Below are 15,391 nucleotides of genomic sequence, written 5' to 3'. Positions count from 1 at the left end.
TCAATTTATAATCACATGGCGAGAAGATCACCGTACTTGTACGGTGGATGAATCGCAAACTAACCACATTCTCAAATATGAATAAAGCCATACATTGTATAATGACATGTGGTACCGCAGGAACTGCGGGAACCATCAAAATACAAACGCCTGAGCTGTGAGAACAGCAGTCCCCGACCAAGGGATGCGAGAGCCACAACCACAAATGTCTGCGAAAGTAACTTTGAGGCTCGATGAAGCAGGAAGAGGTCACCCAACTTGTTGGGTGGTAGTTCACAGACTAAAATGACTTACATTGCAAGCAAGTGTCCTTACTGTGATAATGGAAAACAGATTACGGCAAATAGAACATCTTGGTTGATCCCTCTTTCTGGCCATAGGGAAGAAATAATTGAATACCTTACTGATACATCAGAATCCTGTGAATTCTGTTCTTATCTTGAACTATATGTGAACAAAAAACATGCTTCTTCACATTATAGATGGGATCATCAAAAAAGTACTTTAGTTAACTGGGCCTTGGACAAACTTGAAAAACAGATTCTTGTCTGATTTTTTTTAAAAAAATCCCATTTAGAATTTCTCTAATCTAATAAAAAAAGAAAAAAATTATGATCTAGATGGATTCAAAGATGGCCATATTTCTATGATGTTTCTGTTAAGTGCTGCAAATTCATTGGAATTTGTATTCATTGTACTCAATGTTTGCTTTGTAGCATCAATTGAGGCAATTGCAACCTTATTTTGAACATCAATTATTTTCTTTGATTGATGTTCTATATCATGTGCAATTTTCAATGTCGCATCTGAAAGATTTGGACTTATGCCTTTCTTTGTCGCAAAGCTTCTCTGGATATCAATTGAAGAACATGAGATATTTTTCCATGCTTCAATATATTCCTGGGCCAGATTTGTGATTGATTGATGATATTGTGGGATGGCCTTTTCAACATATGTGTATATACTGTCTGTATATCCTTTCCACATTCCATAGAAATCAATTGGTTTTTCTGTATTTGGATTGTTCAATAATTTAACACCTCCTCTTGTTATTATCTAAGTATGATTCAGGATAATCTAAAATCATCCATGATAGTCCCATCATGTCTGAACCAATGTATACTGAACTGGATGCCGGTGTGTTTTTGACATCGCCATTTTCCAGTATGAGTACATTGCTTGGGGTTTTTTCCTTTGCAATTTGCATGATTTGACTCATGATATACTATTGTTTTGAAATTATTAAACATGGGGAGTTTTGATTTCGTATAGTTCAAAGTCAACTCATGTGTAATGCAACCATTCGTTTGAAACTCTACCTTAAAATCATTAAACTAGTTTTTTCAAAACATCAATGAACTAATTCTTTTTTTACCTAAAGTTTCATGAATTATTGAATAAAAAATGAAAAAAACCTCTAATTAGTTACCTGTGACTAAATCCCAAATAAAACCAAAGATTTCTTTTATCATAGAATTCTTTGTTAAAAAAGCTAGTTAATTCCAAATCTGAATATTCATTGACAAAGACTGTACATATTTTAATCAAATTGCTATGATTGTTCGTAATCCTTTTTTACAATTAACTCGTCAAATCCCTCTCCAAGAACTGGTGTCTCCAGTTCGTTGATTTGCTTGTAAATTACAGGTAGAGGAAATGGATCCCGTCTACTCCCTTGTCTTTTTTCAAGTAGTGCTCTGGATGTATTCATGAAAATTCCTCTTACTTTTGCATTGTATTTTTTTGCAAGATCTATGTGTTTTTTTCGTATGGCTTCTGTAAGGTTTGTATCATCTATTACGATGTTTCTTCCTTGAGCAAGACAATTTTCTATGTATTCTAGTTCCTTTTTTCTATTATTGTCAAAAAATGACAAAGAAATTCGCTTGTGTTCCAAATTTGATTTAATGTACGTAGTTTTGCCACTTAATGCCACGCCGATCATTAGGACATACTCTACTTGTGACACATCATTTTTGATATAAATCGTACTTTAAAAACTGATTTTGAATTAAAACCCTGTTTGTTTATTTGAATCAACTTAATTTCTTAATCTCATCATGAATTTGGTAAACATCATGCCTACAGTAATGATAATCTATGATGACTAAGAGACTGCAGAAATAAATGTCAGACCTCATAGTCTTTGATCCATTGCGGTTTTGGTATTAGGGTATAATGGATTAGGAACAGTTGAATTGTATCAAAAACATTCACCTGACATTGTTATGATGGATTATTGGATACCTGAATTTGATGGACTCAAGTATTCATAATGTTGATTCTGATGCTAAAGTGATAATATTGACAGATAGTCCAGATCATGAATGTGACAAGACTGCTTGAATCAAATCCATCTGCTATAATTCAAAAACCATTTGATACCAATAAACTAGTTGCATTAATTGACAAGATCTTATTAGGTGATGTTGTTAAATTAGATGCCAAATCACAATAAATCTTAAACTGTTTTTTAAAAATCCGTAGTTACAATTTATCACAAAATTCTTAAATGAAAATTGATCTGATGTAAACAACAAATTAATCATATATTCATTAATGGTAAATTATTCAAAAACATATTCATGAAATTTTGTTCAAATTGTGATACTAAACTCTCACAAAATTTTGAAGATGTTGGCGGTCCATGGATTTGTCCAAAATGCAATCCTGAAAAAGTAATTTCAAGAAAACCAACTTATGGGATAAATTATTCTGGAAACACAAAAACCTGCTCCAAAGGATGCGGTGCTCAAATCTATTGGGATGATGAATTCAAATCAGATAGTGGAAAATTCATTCCTATTGATTCACGAACAGATGAGCCCCATAGATGTAATGGTCCTACAGAATCTGAACCATACTATCCTGATGAAATAAAAAAATACGCCAAACAAAAAGAGAATAAACCTGAACCAAAAATTCCTTTACCTGCAGAAATTTTATTTGATATTAATAAAATCCCAAAATCTCTAGTTGATGATGACGAGATAATTCATGAGCTAGTTCAAGGTCACAAAGAAGAGTCCTTAGGAATTATACACTATGAGAATATGCTCGCACCAGAACCTGAAAAGATTCCAGTTCCTAGCCTAAAAGATGTTTTATCGGAAAATATTCTAAAAGGAATTGAAAAATATGGATTCTCAGGATTACTCCCATTTCAAGAAGAGTCAATTCGCTCAATTCTAAAGGGAAATAATTCAATAATTTCCGCACCAACTGGGTCTGGAAAGACTGAGGCATTTTGTATTCCGATATTGCAAAAGATCTCTCAGGAAGAACAGCCAGGGGTATTTGCACTTTTTGTGTATCCGCTTAATGCACTAATTGATGATCAAGTATCCAAGATATCGCAGCTAATTGATAGATGTGGGTTGAAAAGTAAAGTTGCTGTATATTCAATTCATGGTGGTCAGAGTTCTGAATACAAAGACATGATAATTTCAGATGCTAGCAAAAAATCACTCATCATTGCAACAAACTTTGATTTTATCAATTACCATCTGATACTACAAGACAAAAAATGGAATGAATTATTCAAAAATGCCAAAATAATTGTTATGGATGAGGCCCATTCTTACACTAGCTTTCATGGTTCAAATGTCTATCATGTATTAAATCGAATGAAGCGATACATGGGAGAAATTCAATTCATTGGTTCTTCAGCTACTCTGGATAATTCTAAAGAATTCTTTTCAGACATGTTTGATTTACCTCAAGAATCATTTTCATACATCAAAAGTAATGTTCGACGAAAACACAACATGCACATGTTTTTCATAATGCCAAGAAAATATGGGCAGCGTGCTACTATGGAGATGCTAGCATCAATTTGCTACAGAAATAAATCCACACAGTTAATCTTTAGTAATTCCCATAATGATTCAGAATTTCTTGCATCAAATATGGAGGATGCAAATGATGGTATTAGAATTCAGATTCATCGAGGTGGTCTTGATCAAAATAACAGGAAACTATACGAGTCTCAGATGAAAGCAGGAGAATTAGATGCATTATCTTGTACACCTACATTGGAGCTTGGAATAGATATTGGTCATGTGGATGTGGTAATCTCTGCATTCAAAAATGAGTATGACTCTTTTGTGCAAAGAATTGGGCGTGCTGGTCGCATGGGACAAAAATCCTATGCTATTTGCGTGTTTGATCCTGATGATGCTGCATGCCATTACTTTGCTCGTCATATTGATGATTATCTATCACAAGACCATGTCATCCCAATAAACAAGAAAAACCCAATAATTTCTGACAAGCACACAGAGTCAATTGAAATTGAAAACGAGGCTGCAATTGAATCTGATAAATCACAATTTTTTGATTTTGCAAATAGTATCAATTTACGAGGAACATCAGGGGAGATTGCAATATACTACAATTCTCAAAAAATTGGAACTCGTGGTGTGCCTGTAGGATATTATCAACTGCATCAAAATGCGATTTATCACTTTAACAAACAAAACTATGAGGTCACCTCTCTAATAAAATCACAAAATGGTGCAAGAGCATATCTGAAGAGATCATATGAAAAACAAAAAAGAACAATCCCAATTGTTAGGACTTGCATTCTTCAGACATCTGAAAGAAATGCAATACATCGAGAAATTACTGTAAAATCTAAAAAACTTGCCTTGCGTTATGGTATCATTGAGCTGAGTAGAACCATTACAGGGTATGTTAAAGGAAACTATAACGAGTCATCAGAAAACTTTGAAACTCACAATGGGGCCAGTATTCCATCTTGGAGAAATTTTAATTGGAAATCAAAACATTCTTCAATAAGTATCACTATTCCTTCAGAGTTTATTTTAAAATCAGACTCTGAATCAAAAAGCCAGATTGCAGCAGATTCTAAAATCCATACTATTACACATGTATTTATCAATGCTGCAAAAATTATCACAAAATCTGAATCAAATGATATTGATGCATATTATGAAAACGGAGTAATCTATCTTTATGATAATTCCTCAGATGGGTTCAATGGGTGCAGCAAAATAATTTATGATGATTTTGAAAAAATTCTCAATACTTGCTATTCACTGCTTCATGATTGTGATTGTCCCGTAGACCCTAAACAAAAAAAATTAATCAAACAAGGTGAGAAATGGGGTGGATGCCCAAAATGTACCTTTACTACAAATTATTGTGTTACAAAAAACAAAGATCTATCAAAAAATGATGCACGCGACTTTTTTTCTATTTTTTCTAAGCCTATTTAATTTTCAAAACATTCCATTTCCCTTATGCTGATGCTTTGATTGATCTAATTATGTGATTTTTATTTTAGAATCATTTTTCTTTATTTGCTCAAATCTGGGTTCAGTTTTACCCCAAATTTTGAGGTAATATTAAAACTATCAGTATGACTGATTCTAATAATTTCTACGAATTACTCTTAAGCAATTTTTTATTATTCTGCTCAATGATGAAACTACTGTTTGCCTCAATTATTGCTGCTGTAATGGTATTGTCTGCATTTACTCCTAATGTATTTGCACAATCTGATTTTAAAAAAATTGAAGGCAATGATATACAAAACAATCCTATATTCCAAGACATACTCGAAAAAATAGAATTCTCAAAAAAACAGTATCTCAAATCACAAGAGACTAAAAATACGCTTGATGCACAGCAAAAATTAATCGATGAACAACGAACTGCGGCTCAAGAATCTCTAAAAAAAGAACTTCAAAGGATGGAAAAAAATTATGAAGACTTTACTCCTAGAAATGCATTTACAAAATATGTCTCACAACTGAATACACCAAATCATGATATATTCTGGGATCAATTTGACTATCTTCAAGCAAAAATATCTCTAGCAAAAGATGCAAGAGATTCAGTTCTTAGTCAAGGGGGTACATATTTTGATGCCATGAAAAAGTATGTAGAATTTGCAAAGATGCCAAAAATTGAAATGCAAAACATTGTTCAAGAACTCAACATAAAACACAACCTTGCACAAAATGATATTCAGTCATATTTTGACGTTAATGGCAAACTACCTAGATACGAAAATGATCTTGAATCACCATGTTATGGCTGTACTGCAAAAATCTCTAAAGTACAAATTGATTCAGAGAAATCAGTTCCTCTAAAGCGAATCTTTCTTGAACAAAAACCTACAAAAATAGCTGAGCTAAGAGAATCTCTTTCTGAACTACAAAATGAATTCTTGAAATCAAAAAATGTCATAGAACAGAAGAAAATGGTATTTGAGATGAATGAAATAGTCAAAAATATTCAAGAACTCAAATGATCATTGTTCTTTTATTCTTCACTACTACCCACGTCTATTTTCATCCTCCATAGGGAGTCATGTCCTTTACGAATCCTTTCTTTGATGGGATCAATGTTTGTGATTTTTTATACAGCTATCACAAAATTCTGAACCACATTGCTCACAAGATATCAACTGGCCTGGACGATAGCCTGTAAAGCAATTATCACAACTAGTTCCATGCATAGAATTTCTTAATAACAACAAAATAAAAACATAAACAAATTATTCTTTTAGTTTACTTTCTCTAAAAACATCCGAACCATACCAGCAATACCTGAAATAATCAAGACACCATTCGTGGAACATCAAGTCGTCTGAATAAAACATTTCAGTAAGATCTGATTCCCCATCAAGTGTAGGAAACATTATGCAAGCCTCTTTTTCATTTAGAATTACTACTGTTTGAACATTTTTTTCCATCTTTCTTTCAATTAGTCCTTTTTCAATTAATTTGTTAAAGCCAAGTTTTTTTAGTAGCGCTTTTCGTCCTTTTGGAACTACTGCTGATTCTGAAAATATGTAATTGAATTTTACCCCTTTTTTGACCTGCTTTACCAACGGCTCTATCAAATCAAGAGGAACTTCTGATAATACCTCATAGATGTATTCATTTGAATTTTTGTAAATATTCTTCCACTGTTCAAGTACTTTTGAGATACCCTTGATGTATTGACCATTAGCAAGTTGACCGCAACGCATTTGGAATTTATGTGGAACTTCACCAAAATCATGCTCTTCAAAATATTTCCTATTTTGTGAAATGAACACAAGAGATGGTACCTGCGTGCATACAATTTTACCAAATGTTGTTAGTGTGTACTTGCCGTCTGTTTTCTTTTCAATTAATCCACGTTCCTCTAATCTAATGAAATTTCGATGGACTTCCTGTTTTGTCGCATCAATTTCTTTTGCTAAAGCTGTAGGAGTGGAATTTTTTTCTAACAACTTGAATAAAATTTGCATCCTTTGCGGACTGGCTAAATCCAACACATAGTTTGCAGTCTCATCAAACAGATCTGTCATTAATAGCACTACTCAATACTGGATAAAAGTCATTACAGAAGATCATTCGATTACTTTGATAAGTTCTTTTAGTTCTACTTTTCCCGTAGATTCTTTTTAAAAAATTTCCACAAGGTTTTCTAATTCCTTTTCTTCAAGATTGACCCATCTATGTCATCCTTATTTGCTTCTTTCCAAACCCGTCTATGACCTTTCTTTGATGGTGTGATGGCTCTACTGTTTAAAATTGCATATTATCAATCATGGCTAGTTATTATAAAAAAGAAGTTGTTGCTAGCCGATTAAACCGCTAGCGACAAGATAGGCTCCTACACCCATTCCAATTACTGCGCCGATACCCATGCAGAGAAGATCGAATTTTACGACCTTTTTGAAAGGGGCATGAACCATTTTATCCCAGTTTGAGATTTGCTGTGTTTTCATGATTATAGTATAGTGTTAGTTCTTCATAGAGTCTGGTAAATTCTCAAGATTACCAGTAAGCTGAATAGCTGACCAAGGTATATTGTTAAAAATTACATATGAATACCATGCGAGAACTATATTGCTCTAGACCAGTAAAGACCTGTGAATTTTTTCACGGGGTTCTCGCTGTTTTTACAAAGGAGACATTACAATGATTCAAAATAAACAAAAATCACAATTAATGCCGCCACGTAACAAAAAGGCATTCATTGGTTTCTATGCCTTTGCTGTAATTTCTGTAATTATTTTGTCAGCGGTGTTATAGGAGAAACATAAAATGAGAATTGATTGTTGTAGAAAATGTGGTACTGTTTTGGAAATCAAACAAAAATGCTCAATTTGTACAAAACCCATAAAATTTGATTGTAAAAATTGTCATTTTGAATCCGACGAACAAATTCATTCAATATGTGGACTAGTTGACATTAATTACAAACTGCCAATATCAGAGGCGGCCTAGTTGTCTCGAAATTCAGGATCATGTCCATTATGTGTGAAAAAATGCAAAGAATTCCAAGCGCAAAACCCACAAGTGGGGAAAAGGTACGAACTAGGTCAGAAAAGATATCCGAAGTGTAACCCATGGGTGGGTACTATGTCTGGTGTTTGGTGTCCTTGCTGCAATAACATCTTAGAAGTTCTAAAAACAGAACTTGATCAAATCAAAGAAGAGATCCGAAATGATCTCAAAGAACAAGATTTTGAATTAAAAAATGGCATGCCACAACTTGATGGATATTAAGATATAATTCATCTGTCTAATGTACTTGGCGAAAACGTAAGAGGTTTGACATATCTCTTGGATCCCCTCGAATCCTGATAGTTGCCTCCTTACGTTTCACCAAAAAAGGAATCAATATGAAAAAATCAGACTCAGAAAATAAAAGATTTGGATTGCTTTTAGTGACCGTATTGGTTGTGTCTCTATTTTCTACAACTGCTTACGGTGATGCTCCAAAAAATCCTAATGTTAATTCAATAAAGGTACAATATTTGGCAAAAACATCAGAATCTATCTATTACATCCAATTCAAAACATGCATTGGACAAGAACATGTACAAACTCCAACATTTACGATTACATCTGATCTTGGCTCTAAAGTTGTAAAATATGATAAATTACAGTTAGCAAATTCGTGTAAAAACTATGAAACATCAGTTGATGCAAAACACGGAAGCAGTATTTTGATACACATGCCTATTGAGGTAATGACAAAATGAATCTTTATGATACAAAATCTGTGATTTGTAGTAGTTGTAAATCTGTTATTGGGGAGATTGAGTATGATGCAAAAGTAATACTGCCACTTTGCGGAAAATGTGCAAATCCAATGCCTGAAGGAGATGACATACTCTATACTGCAAGTTATTTTCAGAATAACCCTCCTTTGAAAAAATCAATGATAGTTCAAACTTCATGAATTTTCAATGGATTCATGAATTTTTGATTTGCCCAAAATTGTTACTTCATTAAATTTTTTATTTGGAATGAACATCTGCATATCTGATTTATCGATATCTATGATTGTTTTTGCAAGTCCAATTTGAGAAATAACTCCAAACTTTCCATCAAATTCATTTTTTAGATCTTAAACCTGTATTTCTTTTAATGCCCCTCTTGCAACATTTCTAGCATTTTTTAATGCCCTTAGTGCTTTTTCTGTTTCTTTTTCAGCAACCTTGGCAGCATGAATTGATCCTGCAATTTGAGTGTCGTATGTTTTTTGATATTTTTTCTGCATCTCTGAATTTTTCATTTTCTTTGATGTTTCAAGTGCAGCATCTGCTGTTTTTCTAGATTCTATGGCTGCATATTTTGCATTTTTGGTATGGTCTACGATGATTTTTTTCGCCTTTTTTACTGCGATGAGCCTTGATTTTGCTCTTGATCCAGCAAGTTTGACTTCTCTGATTGCTTTGTCTGTACTGTCTATGACATTCTGCATGATTTGACTCAGCTCTTTAATATCGTCAGGCTGAATATTTGATTTAACTCCCAAAATTTTTCTCGATGTTTCTTTGACTGCTTTTGCATTGTGAATAGCTTTGTTTGTATGTTGTATGTGTGACTCTAAACCCATGTTGATTTCATCCTCCTTAGTTATTTTCCATATTTGATGAAAAAAAATGAATCAATAACAAAAATTTTACAATTATGCTATTTTTCGAAATTCATCTTCTGTCTTTTTTAATAATTTGGTATTTTCTAAAATTTCATTTATTGTTTTTTTTGTTTTATTTAGTGCTTGTTCTCTTTTGATTTGAATTGAACTAATGGATGAATCCGAAAGATTCTGTAAACCATCTATTGATATTCGAAATTGATCTGCTTTCTTTATCTCGTCTTTGAGAATTTTTTATAATTTCCTTTGTTTTTCTTTTTGTTTTTTAATTTTTTTTACTTAGATTTTCTTTATTATTCAATCCTAACATCTCTTTAGATTTTGGTCTCTTTATACCCTCACCGATTTTTGTTTCCCTCCACGTCTTCATTATTTTATATTGCTTGTTAATGCATATAATCTTTGTATTTTTTAACCAAATTTTTTCTTTACACTGTGGATTTAATAGCCCTGAGCAGATCATTGAGGATAACTCTTAAAAAATATGTTGTGATTTGCTCGTAACTACATTTATTATTATATTACTTGTCCAATGTCTAACAAGTGAAGGACACGAGCAATTTTACTTCATTTAGAATCAGTTTAATAGTGAATTGACTGTATTAATTTATGTCAATACGTAAACCTGTAATTAGAAAACCAAAGATTCCTAAAATAAAAAAACCATTGATTTCAAAACGTAAACGTGTTATTAAGAAATCTCCCTCACTTTCATTGGGTAGAATTAAAACAACGCTAACTTCCAAAAAACCAATCATACGTAAAAAAATTAGTCCTAAAAAACATCTAGGAACTTGTTACCTAGAAAAAAATTGCAAAGGTGTTCTTTCTAAGAAAGTAACTAAAACACATTGTAAAAGTCAAGGTGGAAAAAGTTGGAAGAAATCTGGCGGAACGTGTGAAATATTATAATTTGTCTCTATTTTAGGCATAGAATTGTCATTTTTTATTGAATTTCTAAAGGTATCTTAAACCGTGTGAATAATTCCACAAAATTACTCGTATGTTTTATCCAATTTTAAAGGGAATTGCATGAAAAATATCAAAGGTAGTTTAGAGGAGCATCTTGAATTCCCTTATTTTTTTCAGTGAGTTTTTTACTTGTTCTTGCAATAATTCATTTTTTGAGCCATCTGACTTTATCTGTTCATATTCTGCAAATAATTTTTTATATTTTTTTTGTAGGTTTTCATAATAATCACTCATCTTTTTTATCATATTCAGTTTGCGTCAACATAATTCAATAATTTTTTTATTTGAAATATATTATTAACAAAAAAAATTGTTAAAGGATAAATTTTTTTCAAGATGTAATTGTTATTCTATGCCTGCTCCGCCAGTAGGATTTTTCTTAAATTCTTGTAATTTTTTTGAACATGCAAGCATTTCTTCATTGGTGTGTTTGCTTTTTGGACGCCTACACATGGAACAAATTTCATCTCCAGATGATGGTTTTGGTGGTTCCGTCATCATAACATGTATCTAGGTAATCATCGTTTATAATATTTTTTAATCATGATTATTTAAAACCACTCTATGAAACACATATGATTTGAAGTTCATTTGAACAATTCAATATTTACCAGTCATAAAATTTTTGCAAGTGTGTTTTTTCTAAATAAAAAAATACACACATTCTGAATTAACCTGACTAACTTGACAACTCTGGCTTACAAAGCAACATTAGTAAACTGATTTACTAGGAATGTTCATTGAATGCAGAACAAGTGTTACAAACTATACAAAATGAAAATATATCATTTATTGATTTTTGGTTTGTAGATATTTTTGGCGAACTTCATAATGTGGGTATGCCAAGCTATGCAATTGATAAAGATAGTTTTGTTAATGGTCTTGAAAAACTAGATGCGAGTTCGATTGTAGGATTCAAATCCGTTAATCATTCAGACATGATTTTGTTACCTGACCCAACTTCGTTTAAAATTCTTCCAAATGATTATGATCCAGGTAATAGGAAAAATGCCAGAATATTCTGTGATTTGTATGATGGCAGTACTAACAAAGAATCCAGATTTAATCGAGATTCTAGAGGTATCGCACACAAGGCATCACAAAAACTAACAGAATTTGGATTAACTCATACTAATTGGGGTCCTGAAATAGAATTTTTTGTATTTGATACCATCAATGTTTACCCCTCTCCATATGCTGCAACCCATTCGTATGGGGGCTCAGGATATTCAATAGAATCTAAAGAATCCCCCTGGGCTAAAGGAAATGTAAGTACTGCCATAGACCTCAAAGAAGGATATTATCCATCACAACCTAAGGATACTCTTGAAGGATTTCGAAAGGATGTTTGTGATGATCTGTATAATTATTTTGGAATAAAAATAGAGGCAGAACACCATGAGGTTGCAACTTCTGGTCAATGTGAAATCAATTTAGTATATGATGAAATGATTACAATGGCAGATAATGTAATTGCAGTTAAAAATTTGGTAAAAGTCAAAGCTAAACGAAAAAATAAAGTTGCAACTTTTATGCCAAAACCCATTTTTGGCGATAATGCATCAGCTATGCATACTCACCAAAGCTTATGGAATGAAAAAACGAATGTAATGTATGAAAAAGATGATGAGCAGGCCCAGATGAGTCAAATTGGAAGATATTATGTTGGTGGAATTTTGAATCATGCATCAGCTTTATGTGCAATCACAAATCCCACTACAAATTCTTACAAACGACTTGTTCCAGGTTTTGAAGCGCCAGTAAATGTTTGCTGGGGATTAGGAAACAGATCTGCTGCAATAAGAGTTCCAATGTATAATAGAAATCAAGAAAAAAGTAAAAGAATTGAGTATCGTGTACCTGATCCAACTGCAAATATCTATCTCTTAGAATCTGCATTATTGTTGGCAGGATTAGATGGAATAAAAAACAAAATTGATCCTGGTGATCCTATTGAAGAAAATGTTTACAAACTATCCACAGAAAAGAAACGAGAGTACAAGATTGGCTCTTTACCTGTTTCTCTGAAAGGTGCACTTGATTCTTTGGGAAGTGATTCAAATTTCTTACAGAAAGTTTTTACAAAAGACTTTCTTGATGCATATACGGAGATTAAATACAAAGAATACACATCATTTGCACAAACCCCTACAGCTTGGGAAGTCTCAATGTATGCTGATGCGTAGGTGAATCTAATTAGCTGAATTTAATTTTCATAAGTTTTTTAAATTATTTTTGTGTATTATTTTCATGGAAAATAAATATTGTAAAATCTGCTCTTCCAAATTGGAAATTGAGAATCCATCATATTGACAGTAATTCTTGCAAATGGATTGATTCTCTTGAAGCAGTAACATACATTTGTTTTGAGGCAAATCCTATGGTGCAGAACTGGTATTTTGGTCCTTATTATTTTGATAATGGCACTAGTCATCTTGATACACAAAAATGTGAATGGGACGAGCACATATCTCCTGAACAAATGAACTGATCAATAGGATTATTTATCTAGTCTTGATTTTTCATACAGTGTGAAAGTGAAACCCAACTCAAAATTAATGATTGCCAGTATTGCAATTGTATCTGTACTTGTATTTTCTCTTACCCTCTCTACATCTTATTCCCTAAGCAACCCACTTGAATTCTCTGAAATAATGAAGCAAGAGTCAGGATATGCCTCAATCACAGTTAGTGGTGAGAGTTCTACTGCTTTACCTCCTGATGTCGTAGTAATGACACTTGCAATAAACAATCCTCCGACAGATCTTCAAGATGCCGTAGAACAATACAACAAAAATGTCAAAGACATATCTGAAGAACTACGGCAAGAACTCAAAGATTATGATGATGTAACAATATCTTATATCCAGACAAACTTTGATGGAAACAATTTCCGTTATGGTGGTTCTGGATCTGCCGCTGATTCGTACATTGCATACATGTCATTTCCAGTAAAAGTCGATATGAACAATTATCAGAACATCACACAAGAGATAACAAATCTTGGACTGCGAATAGAAGACATTAGAATATCTCAAGTACCAATAGAGGATCCTGATGTAGAAAAAAATACTGAATCTACTCCGGTCAAAATTTCAGTTCCATATGGCACATCTGTGCCGGAATGTGAGCAATTCAATGAATGCTTTTTGCCTGCAGATATTACCGTAGATACTGGGACCGAAGTAATCTGGTCAAATGATGATCAGGCAGCGCACACAATAACAAGCGGAACGTCTGAAGATGGACCTGATGGAATCTTTGACAGCGGCCTGTTTATGGAAGGGACAACATTTTCTTTTGATTTTAACTCCGTCGGAAAATATCCTTACTTTTGCATGGTTCATCCATGGATGACTGGCTCTGTAACTGTTTTGGGAGATGCCGATGTAAGTTTGGGATATACACTAGAAGCTACACTCAATGTACGATTTGAAACAAAACCTGACACGATGGAAAACACACTATCTGCATATGCTGAAACACTTGATGAATTGTCCACACTATTAGAAGAAAATGGTGTGTCAGGCGAAATTCCACGAAGTACAATAAACATCAATCCATCTTACTATCAACAAAAAACCTATGACAGTTATCAGACATATTCAAGATGGACTGTGAAAACTAGTATGGAAAATATTGATGGAGTCTATAACATTTTATCAAAATATGGCGGCATTGAACGTATGTATATGTCATATTCAAAATCATCAATTGATACCGTCAGACAAGAGTTGACACAAGAGGCACTTGATGATGCAAGAAAAAACGCAATGGAGATTACAAATCCAATGAATCTGGATGTCAAGGGAATCAAAACCATAAAGATAAACCAAGATTTTGATCAACAACGCAACCCTCAGATGCGTTACGATGGTGTGCTTGTATCATATGATGAATGGAATAACATTCGAGATGGGAATATCTCAGTAATAGTTGATGTAGAGTTTGAAGTCGGGCGTTAACTCTTGTTTTTCTAGAAAATGAAGACTAGATTTCAGAAACAATCACGGGAAAGCAAGATTATCTATTTTGTTGTTGGTTTGTTTCTTTTGAATGCTTTTGGAATGATTCCTGTGGGGATAATGGGTGCATATACTGCAGAACCCATGAAAATCACTTCTAGTAAAATACTGGAAGATGGAAGCATAGAGGAAGTAACTAGTATGATGTATTATCATGAAAGATTATCTGAAGGAGTTCAAAATCATGTCTATGAATTTTTCAGATACTCACTTCCAGTTACTCTGACGGGATATTTTCTTGTTATCGTTCCTGATTTTTCATATGATTATGTTGGAATTCTAGTGTGGATTTTATCTTTCATTTCAATTCCTCTTGTGATGAAATATACTTCAAAATTCCCAATTTGGAAAAGATTTGTATTTGTTTACTTTATTGCAGTGCAGATATCTGGAATGTGGGCACTGTCACATGTCAACTTTGAATGTATTTCTTTTATTGATTATCCGATAAGGCCTGGACCTCCGTGTGGAGTTTAGAA

The 15,391-nt window shown here is 33.0% G+C and carries 20 protein-coding genes; 13 read left to right on the top strand and 7 right to left on the bottom strand.

Going from position 1 to position 15,391, the window contains the following annotated elements; all coding sequences use genetic code 11:
* Positions 1-157 precede the first annotated feature (157 nt).
* Positions 158-289: a hypothetical protein gene (locus tag C5F50_RS13320; RefSeq protein ID WP_280924454.1), complete on the top strand. Its 132-nt coding sequence runs from the start codon at positions 158-160 to the stop codon at positions 287-289.
* Entirely contained in the window at positions 286-552 is a 267-nt protein-coding gene (locus tag C5F50_RS10340; protein WP_179371257.1) for a hypothetical protein, read from the top strand. Before C5F50_RS13320 ends, C5F50_RS10340 begins: the two co-directional genes overlap by 4 nt.
* A gap of 57 nt (positions 553-609) precedes the next feature.
* On the opposite strand, the gene C5F50_RS10335 is transcribed toward C5F50_RS10340, so the two are convergent.
* The 3 genes from C5F50_RS10335 to C5F50_RS10325 form a co-directional block, all read right to left on the bottom strand.
* Positions 610-1,029 (bottom strand): hypothetical protein, encoded by a 420-nt coding sequence (locus C5F50_RS10335; protein ID WP_179371256.1) that lies wholly within the window; start codon positions 1,027-1,029, stop codon positions 610-612.
* A gap of 4 nt (positions 1,030-1,033) precedes the next feature.
* A complete protein-coding gene (locus tag C5F50_RS10330) occupies positions 1,034-1,207 on the bottom strand; it encodes a hypothetical protein (protein ID WP_179371255.1) in 174 nt (57 codons plus the stop codon).
* 345 nt (positions 1,208-1,552) lie between these two features.
* On the bottom strand, positions 1,553-1,969 hold the full coding sequence (locus tag C5F50_RS10325; protein ID WP_246282039.1) for an ATP-binding protein: 417 nt from the start codon (positions 1,967-1,969) through the stop codon (positions 1,553-1,555).
* Positions 1,970-2,329: 360 nt separating this feature from the next.
* Here C5F50_RS10325 and C5F50_RS13315 point away from each other — a divergent pair, with 360 nt between their 5' ends.
* The 3 genes from C5F50_RS13315 to C5F50_RS10315 all read left to right on the top strand — a co-directional run bounded on the left by C5F50_RS13315 (position 2,330) and on the right by C5F50_RS10315 (position 6,280).
* Complete coding sequence (locus tag C5F50_RS13315) at positions 2,330-2,458, top strand: hypothetical protein (protein WP_280924453.1); 129 nt, start codon at positions 2,330-2,332, stop codon at positions 2,456-2,458.
* A 127-nt stretch (positions 2,459-2,585) separates the two neighbouring features.
* The gene (locus C5F50_RS10320) at positions 2,586-5,240 is read left to right on the top strand and encodes a DEAD/DEAH box helicase (protein ID WP_179371254.1); all 2,655 of its coding nucleotides are present in this window, start codon (positions 2,586-2,588) and stop codon (positions 5,238-5,240) included.
* A gap of 203 nt (positions 5,241-5,443) precedes the next feature.
* On the top strand, positions 5,444-6,280 hold the full coding sequence (locus C5F50_RS10315) for a hypothetical protein (RefSeq protein ID WP_246282038.1): 837 nt from the start codon (positions 5,444-5,446) through the stop codon (positions 6,278-6,280).
* 246 nt (positions 6,281-6,526) lie between these two features.
* Here C5F50_RS10315 and C5F50_RS10310 read toward each other — a convergent pair whose 3' ends face one another.
* A complete protein-coding gene (locus tag C5F50_RS10310; protein WP_179371253.1) occupies positions 6,527-7,327 on the bottom strand; it encodes a helix-turn-helix transcriptional regulator in 801 nt (266 codons plus the stop codon).
* A gap of 1,051 nt (positions 7,328-8,378) precedes the next feature.
* Between C5F50_RS10310 and C5F50_RS10305 the strand changes: the two genes are divergently transcribed.
* From C5F50_RS10305 to C5F50_RS10295, 3 genes are all read left to right on the top strand, one after another.
* Positions 8,379-8,534 (top strand): hypothetical protein, encoded by a 156-nt coding sequence (locus tag C5F50_RS10305; protein WP_179371252.1) that lies wholly within the window; start codon positions 8,379-8,381, stop codon positions 8,532-8,534.
* Positions 8,535-8,650: 116 nt separating this feature from the next.
* A complete protein-coding gene (locus tag C5F50_RS10300) occupies positions 8,651-9,013 on the top strand; it encodes a hypothetical protein (RefSeq protein WP_179371251.1) in 363 nt (120 codons plus the stop codon).
* Positions 9,010-9,213 carry a hypothetical protein gene (locus C5F50_RS10295; RefSeq protein WP_179371250.1) on the top strand — a complete coding sequence of 68 codons (204 nt, stop codon included), beginning with the start codon at positions 9,010-9,012 and terminating at the stop codon, positions 9,211-9,213. Before C5F50_RS10300 ends, C5F50_RS10295 begins: the two co-directional genes overlap by 4 nt.
* Positions 9,214-9,381: 168 nt before the next feature.
* On the opposite strand, the gene C5F50_RS10290 is transcribed toward C5F50_RS10295, so the two are convergent.
* Entirely contained in the window at positions 9,382-9,873 is a 492-nt protein-coding gene (locus tag C5F50_RS10290) for a hypothetical protein (RefSeq protein ID WP_179371249.1), read from the bottom strand.
* 651 nt (positions 9,874-10,524) lie between these two features.
* Here C5F50_RS10290 and C5F50_RS10285 point away from each other — a divergent pair.
* Entirely contained in the window at positions 10,525-10,827 is a 303-nt protein-coding gene (locus tag C5F50_RS10285; RefSeq protein WP_179371248.1) for a hypothetical protein, read from the top strand.
* 141 nt (positions 10,828-10,968) lie between these two features.
* Here C5F50_RS10285 and C5F50_RS10280 read toward each other — a convergent pair whose 3' ends face one another.
* Together C5F50_RS10280 and C5F50_RS10275 are read right to left on the bottom strand one after the other, a co-directional pair.
* Positions 10,969-11,133, bottom strand: a complete 165-nt coding sequence (locus tag C5F50_RS10280; protein ID WP_246282037.1) for a hypothetical protein — start codon at positions 11,131-11,133, stop codon at positions 10,969-10,971.
* Positions 11,134-11,232: 99 nt separating this feature from the next.
* Positions 11,233-11,388, bottom strand: a complete 156-nt coding sequence (locus tag C5F50_RS10275) for a hypothetical protein (protein WP_179371247.1) — start codon at positions 11,386-11,388, stop codon at positions 11,233-11,235.
* A gap of 239 nt (positions 11,389-11,627) precedes the next feature.
* On the opposite strand from C5F50_RS10275, the gene glnA reads away from it, so the two are divergent.
* From glnA to C5F50_RS10255, 4 genes are all read left to right on the top strand, one after another.
* Positions 11,628-13,073 (top strand): type I glutamate--ammonia ligase, encoded by a 1,446-nt coding sequence (gene glnA, locus C5F50_RS10270; RefSeq protein WP_179371246.1) that lies wholly within the window; start codon positions 11,628-11,630, stop codon positions 13,071-13,073.
* 107 nt (positions 13,074-13,180) lie between these two features.
* On the top strand, positions 13,181-13,378 hold the full coding sequence (locus C5F50_RS10265) for a hypothetical protein (RefSeq protein ID WP_179371245.1): 198 nt from the start codon (positions 13,181-13,183) through the stop codon (positions 13,376-13,378).
* A gap of 46 nt (positions 13,379-13,424) precedes the next feature.
* A complete protein-coding gene (locus C5F50_RS10260) occupies positions 13,425-14,852 on the top strand; it encodes an SIMPL domain-containing protein (RefSeq protein WP_179371244.1) in 1,428 nt (475 codons plus the stop codon).
* Positions 14,853-14,870: 18 nt separating this feature from the next.
* Entirely contained in the window at positions 14,871-15,389 is a 519-nt protein-coding gene (locus tag C5F50_RS10255) for a hypothetical protein (protein ID WP_179371243.1), read from the top strand.
* The last annotated feature ends 2 nt before the right edge of the window (positions 15,390-15,391 follow it).

This window comes from Nitrosopumilus ureiphilus (genome assembly GCF_013407185.1).
In the GTDB taxonomy this organism is placed as follows: Archaea; Thermoproteota; Nitrososphaeria; order Nitrososphaerales; family Nitrosopumilaceae; genus Nitrosopumilus; species Nitrosopumilus ureiphilus.
The sequence above is the reverse complement of the archived record's forward strand: the minus strand, read 5'-3'. Positions and strand labels throughout refer to the sequence as shown.

What these genes read in the sequence shown, in the direction of transcription:
- C5F50_RS10320 (WP_179371254.1), top strand. Translation starts at nt 2,586, where the DNA reads ATGAAATTTTGTTCAAATTGTGATACTAAACTCTCACAAAATTTTGAA.
- C5F50_RS10285 (WP_179371248.1), top strand. Translation starts at nt 10,525, where the DNA reads ATGTCAATACGTAAACCTGTAATTAGAAAACCAAAGATTCCTAAAATA.
- C5F50_RS10295 (WP_179371250.1), top strand. Translation starts at nt 9,010, where the DNA reads ATGAATCTTTATGATACAAAATCTGTGATTTGTAGTAGTTGTAAATCT.
- C5F50_RS10290 (WP_179371249.1), bottom strand. Translation starts at nt 9,873, where the DNA reads ATGGGTTTAGAGTCACACATACAACATACAAACAAAGCTATTCACAAT.
- C5F50_RS10330 (WP_179371255.1), bottom strand. Translation starts at nt 1,207, where the DNA reads ATGCAAATTGCAAAGGAAAAAACCCCAAGCAATGTACTCATACTGGAA.
- C5F50_RS10280 (WP_246282037.1), bottom strand. Translation starts at nt 11,133, where the DNA reads ATGATAAAAAAGATGAGTGATTATTATGAAAACCTACAAAAAAAATAT.
- C5F50_RS10340 (WP_179371257.1), top strand. Translation starts at nt 286, where the DNA reads ATGACTTACATTGCAAGCAAGTGTCCTTACTGTGATAATGGAAAACAG.
- C5F50_RS10275 (WP_179371247.1), bottom strand. Translation starts at nt 11,388, where the DNA reads ATGATGACGGAACCACCAAAACCATCATCTGGAGATGAAATTTGTTCC.
- C5F50_RS10300 (WP_179371251.1), top strand. Translation starts at nt 8,651, where the DNA reads ATGAAAAAATCAGACTCAGAAAATAAAAGATTTGGATTGCTTTTAGTG.
- C5F50_RS10310 (WP_179371253.1), bottom strand. Translation starts at nt 7,327, where the DNA reads ATGACAGATCTGTTTGATGAGACTGCAAACTATGTGTTGGATTTAGCC.
- C5F50_RS10255 (WP_179371243.1), top strand. Translation starts at nt 14,871, where the DNA reads ATGAAGACTAGATTTCAGAAACAATCACGGGAAAGCAAGATTATCTAT.
- C5F50_RS10315 (WP_246282038.1), top strand. Translation starts at nt 5,444, where the DNA reads ATGATGAAACTACTGTTTGCCTCAATTATTGCTGCTGTAATGGTATTG.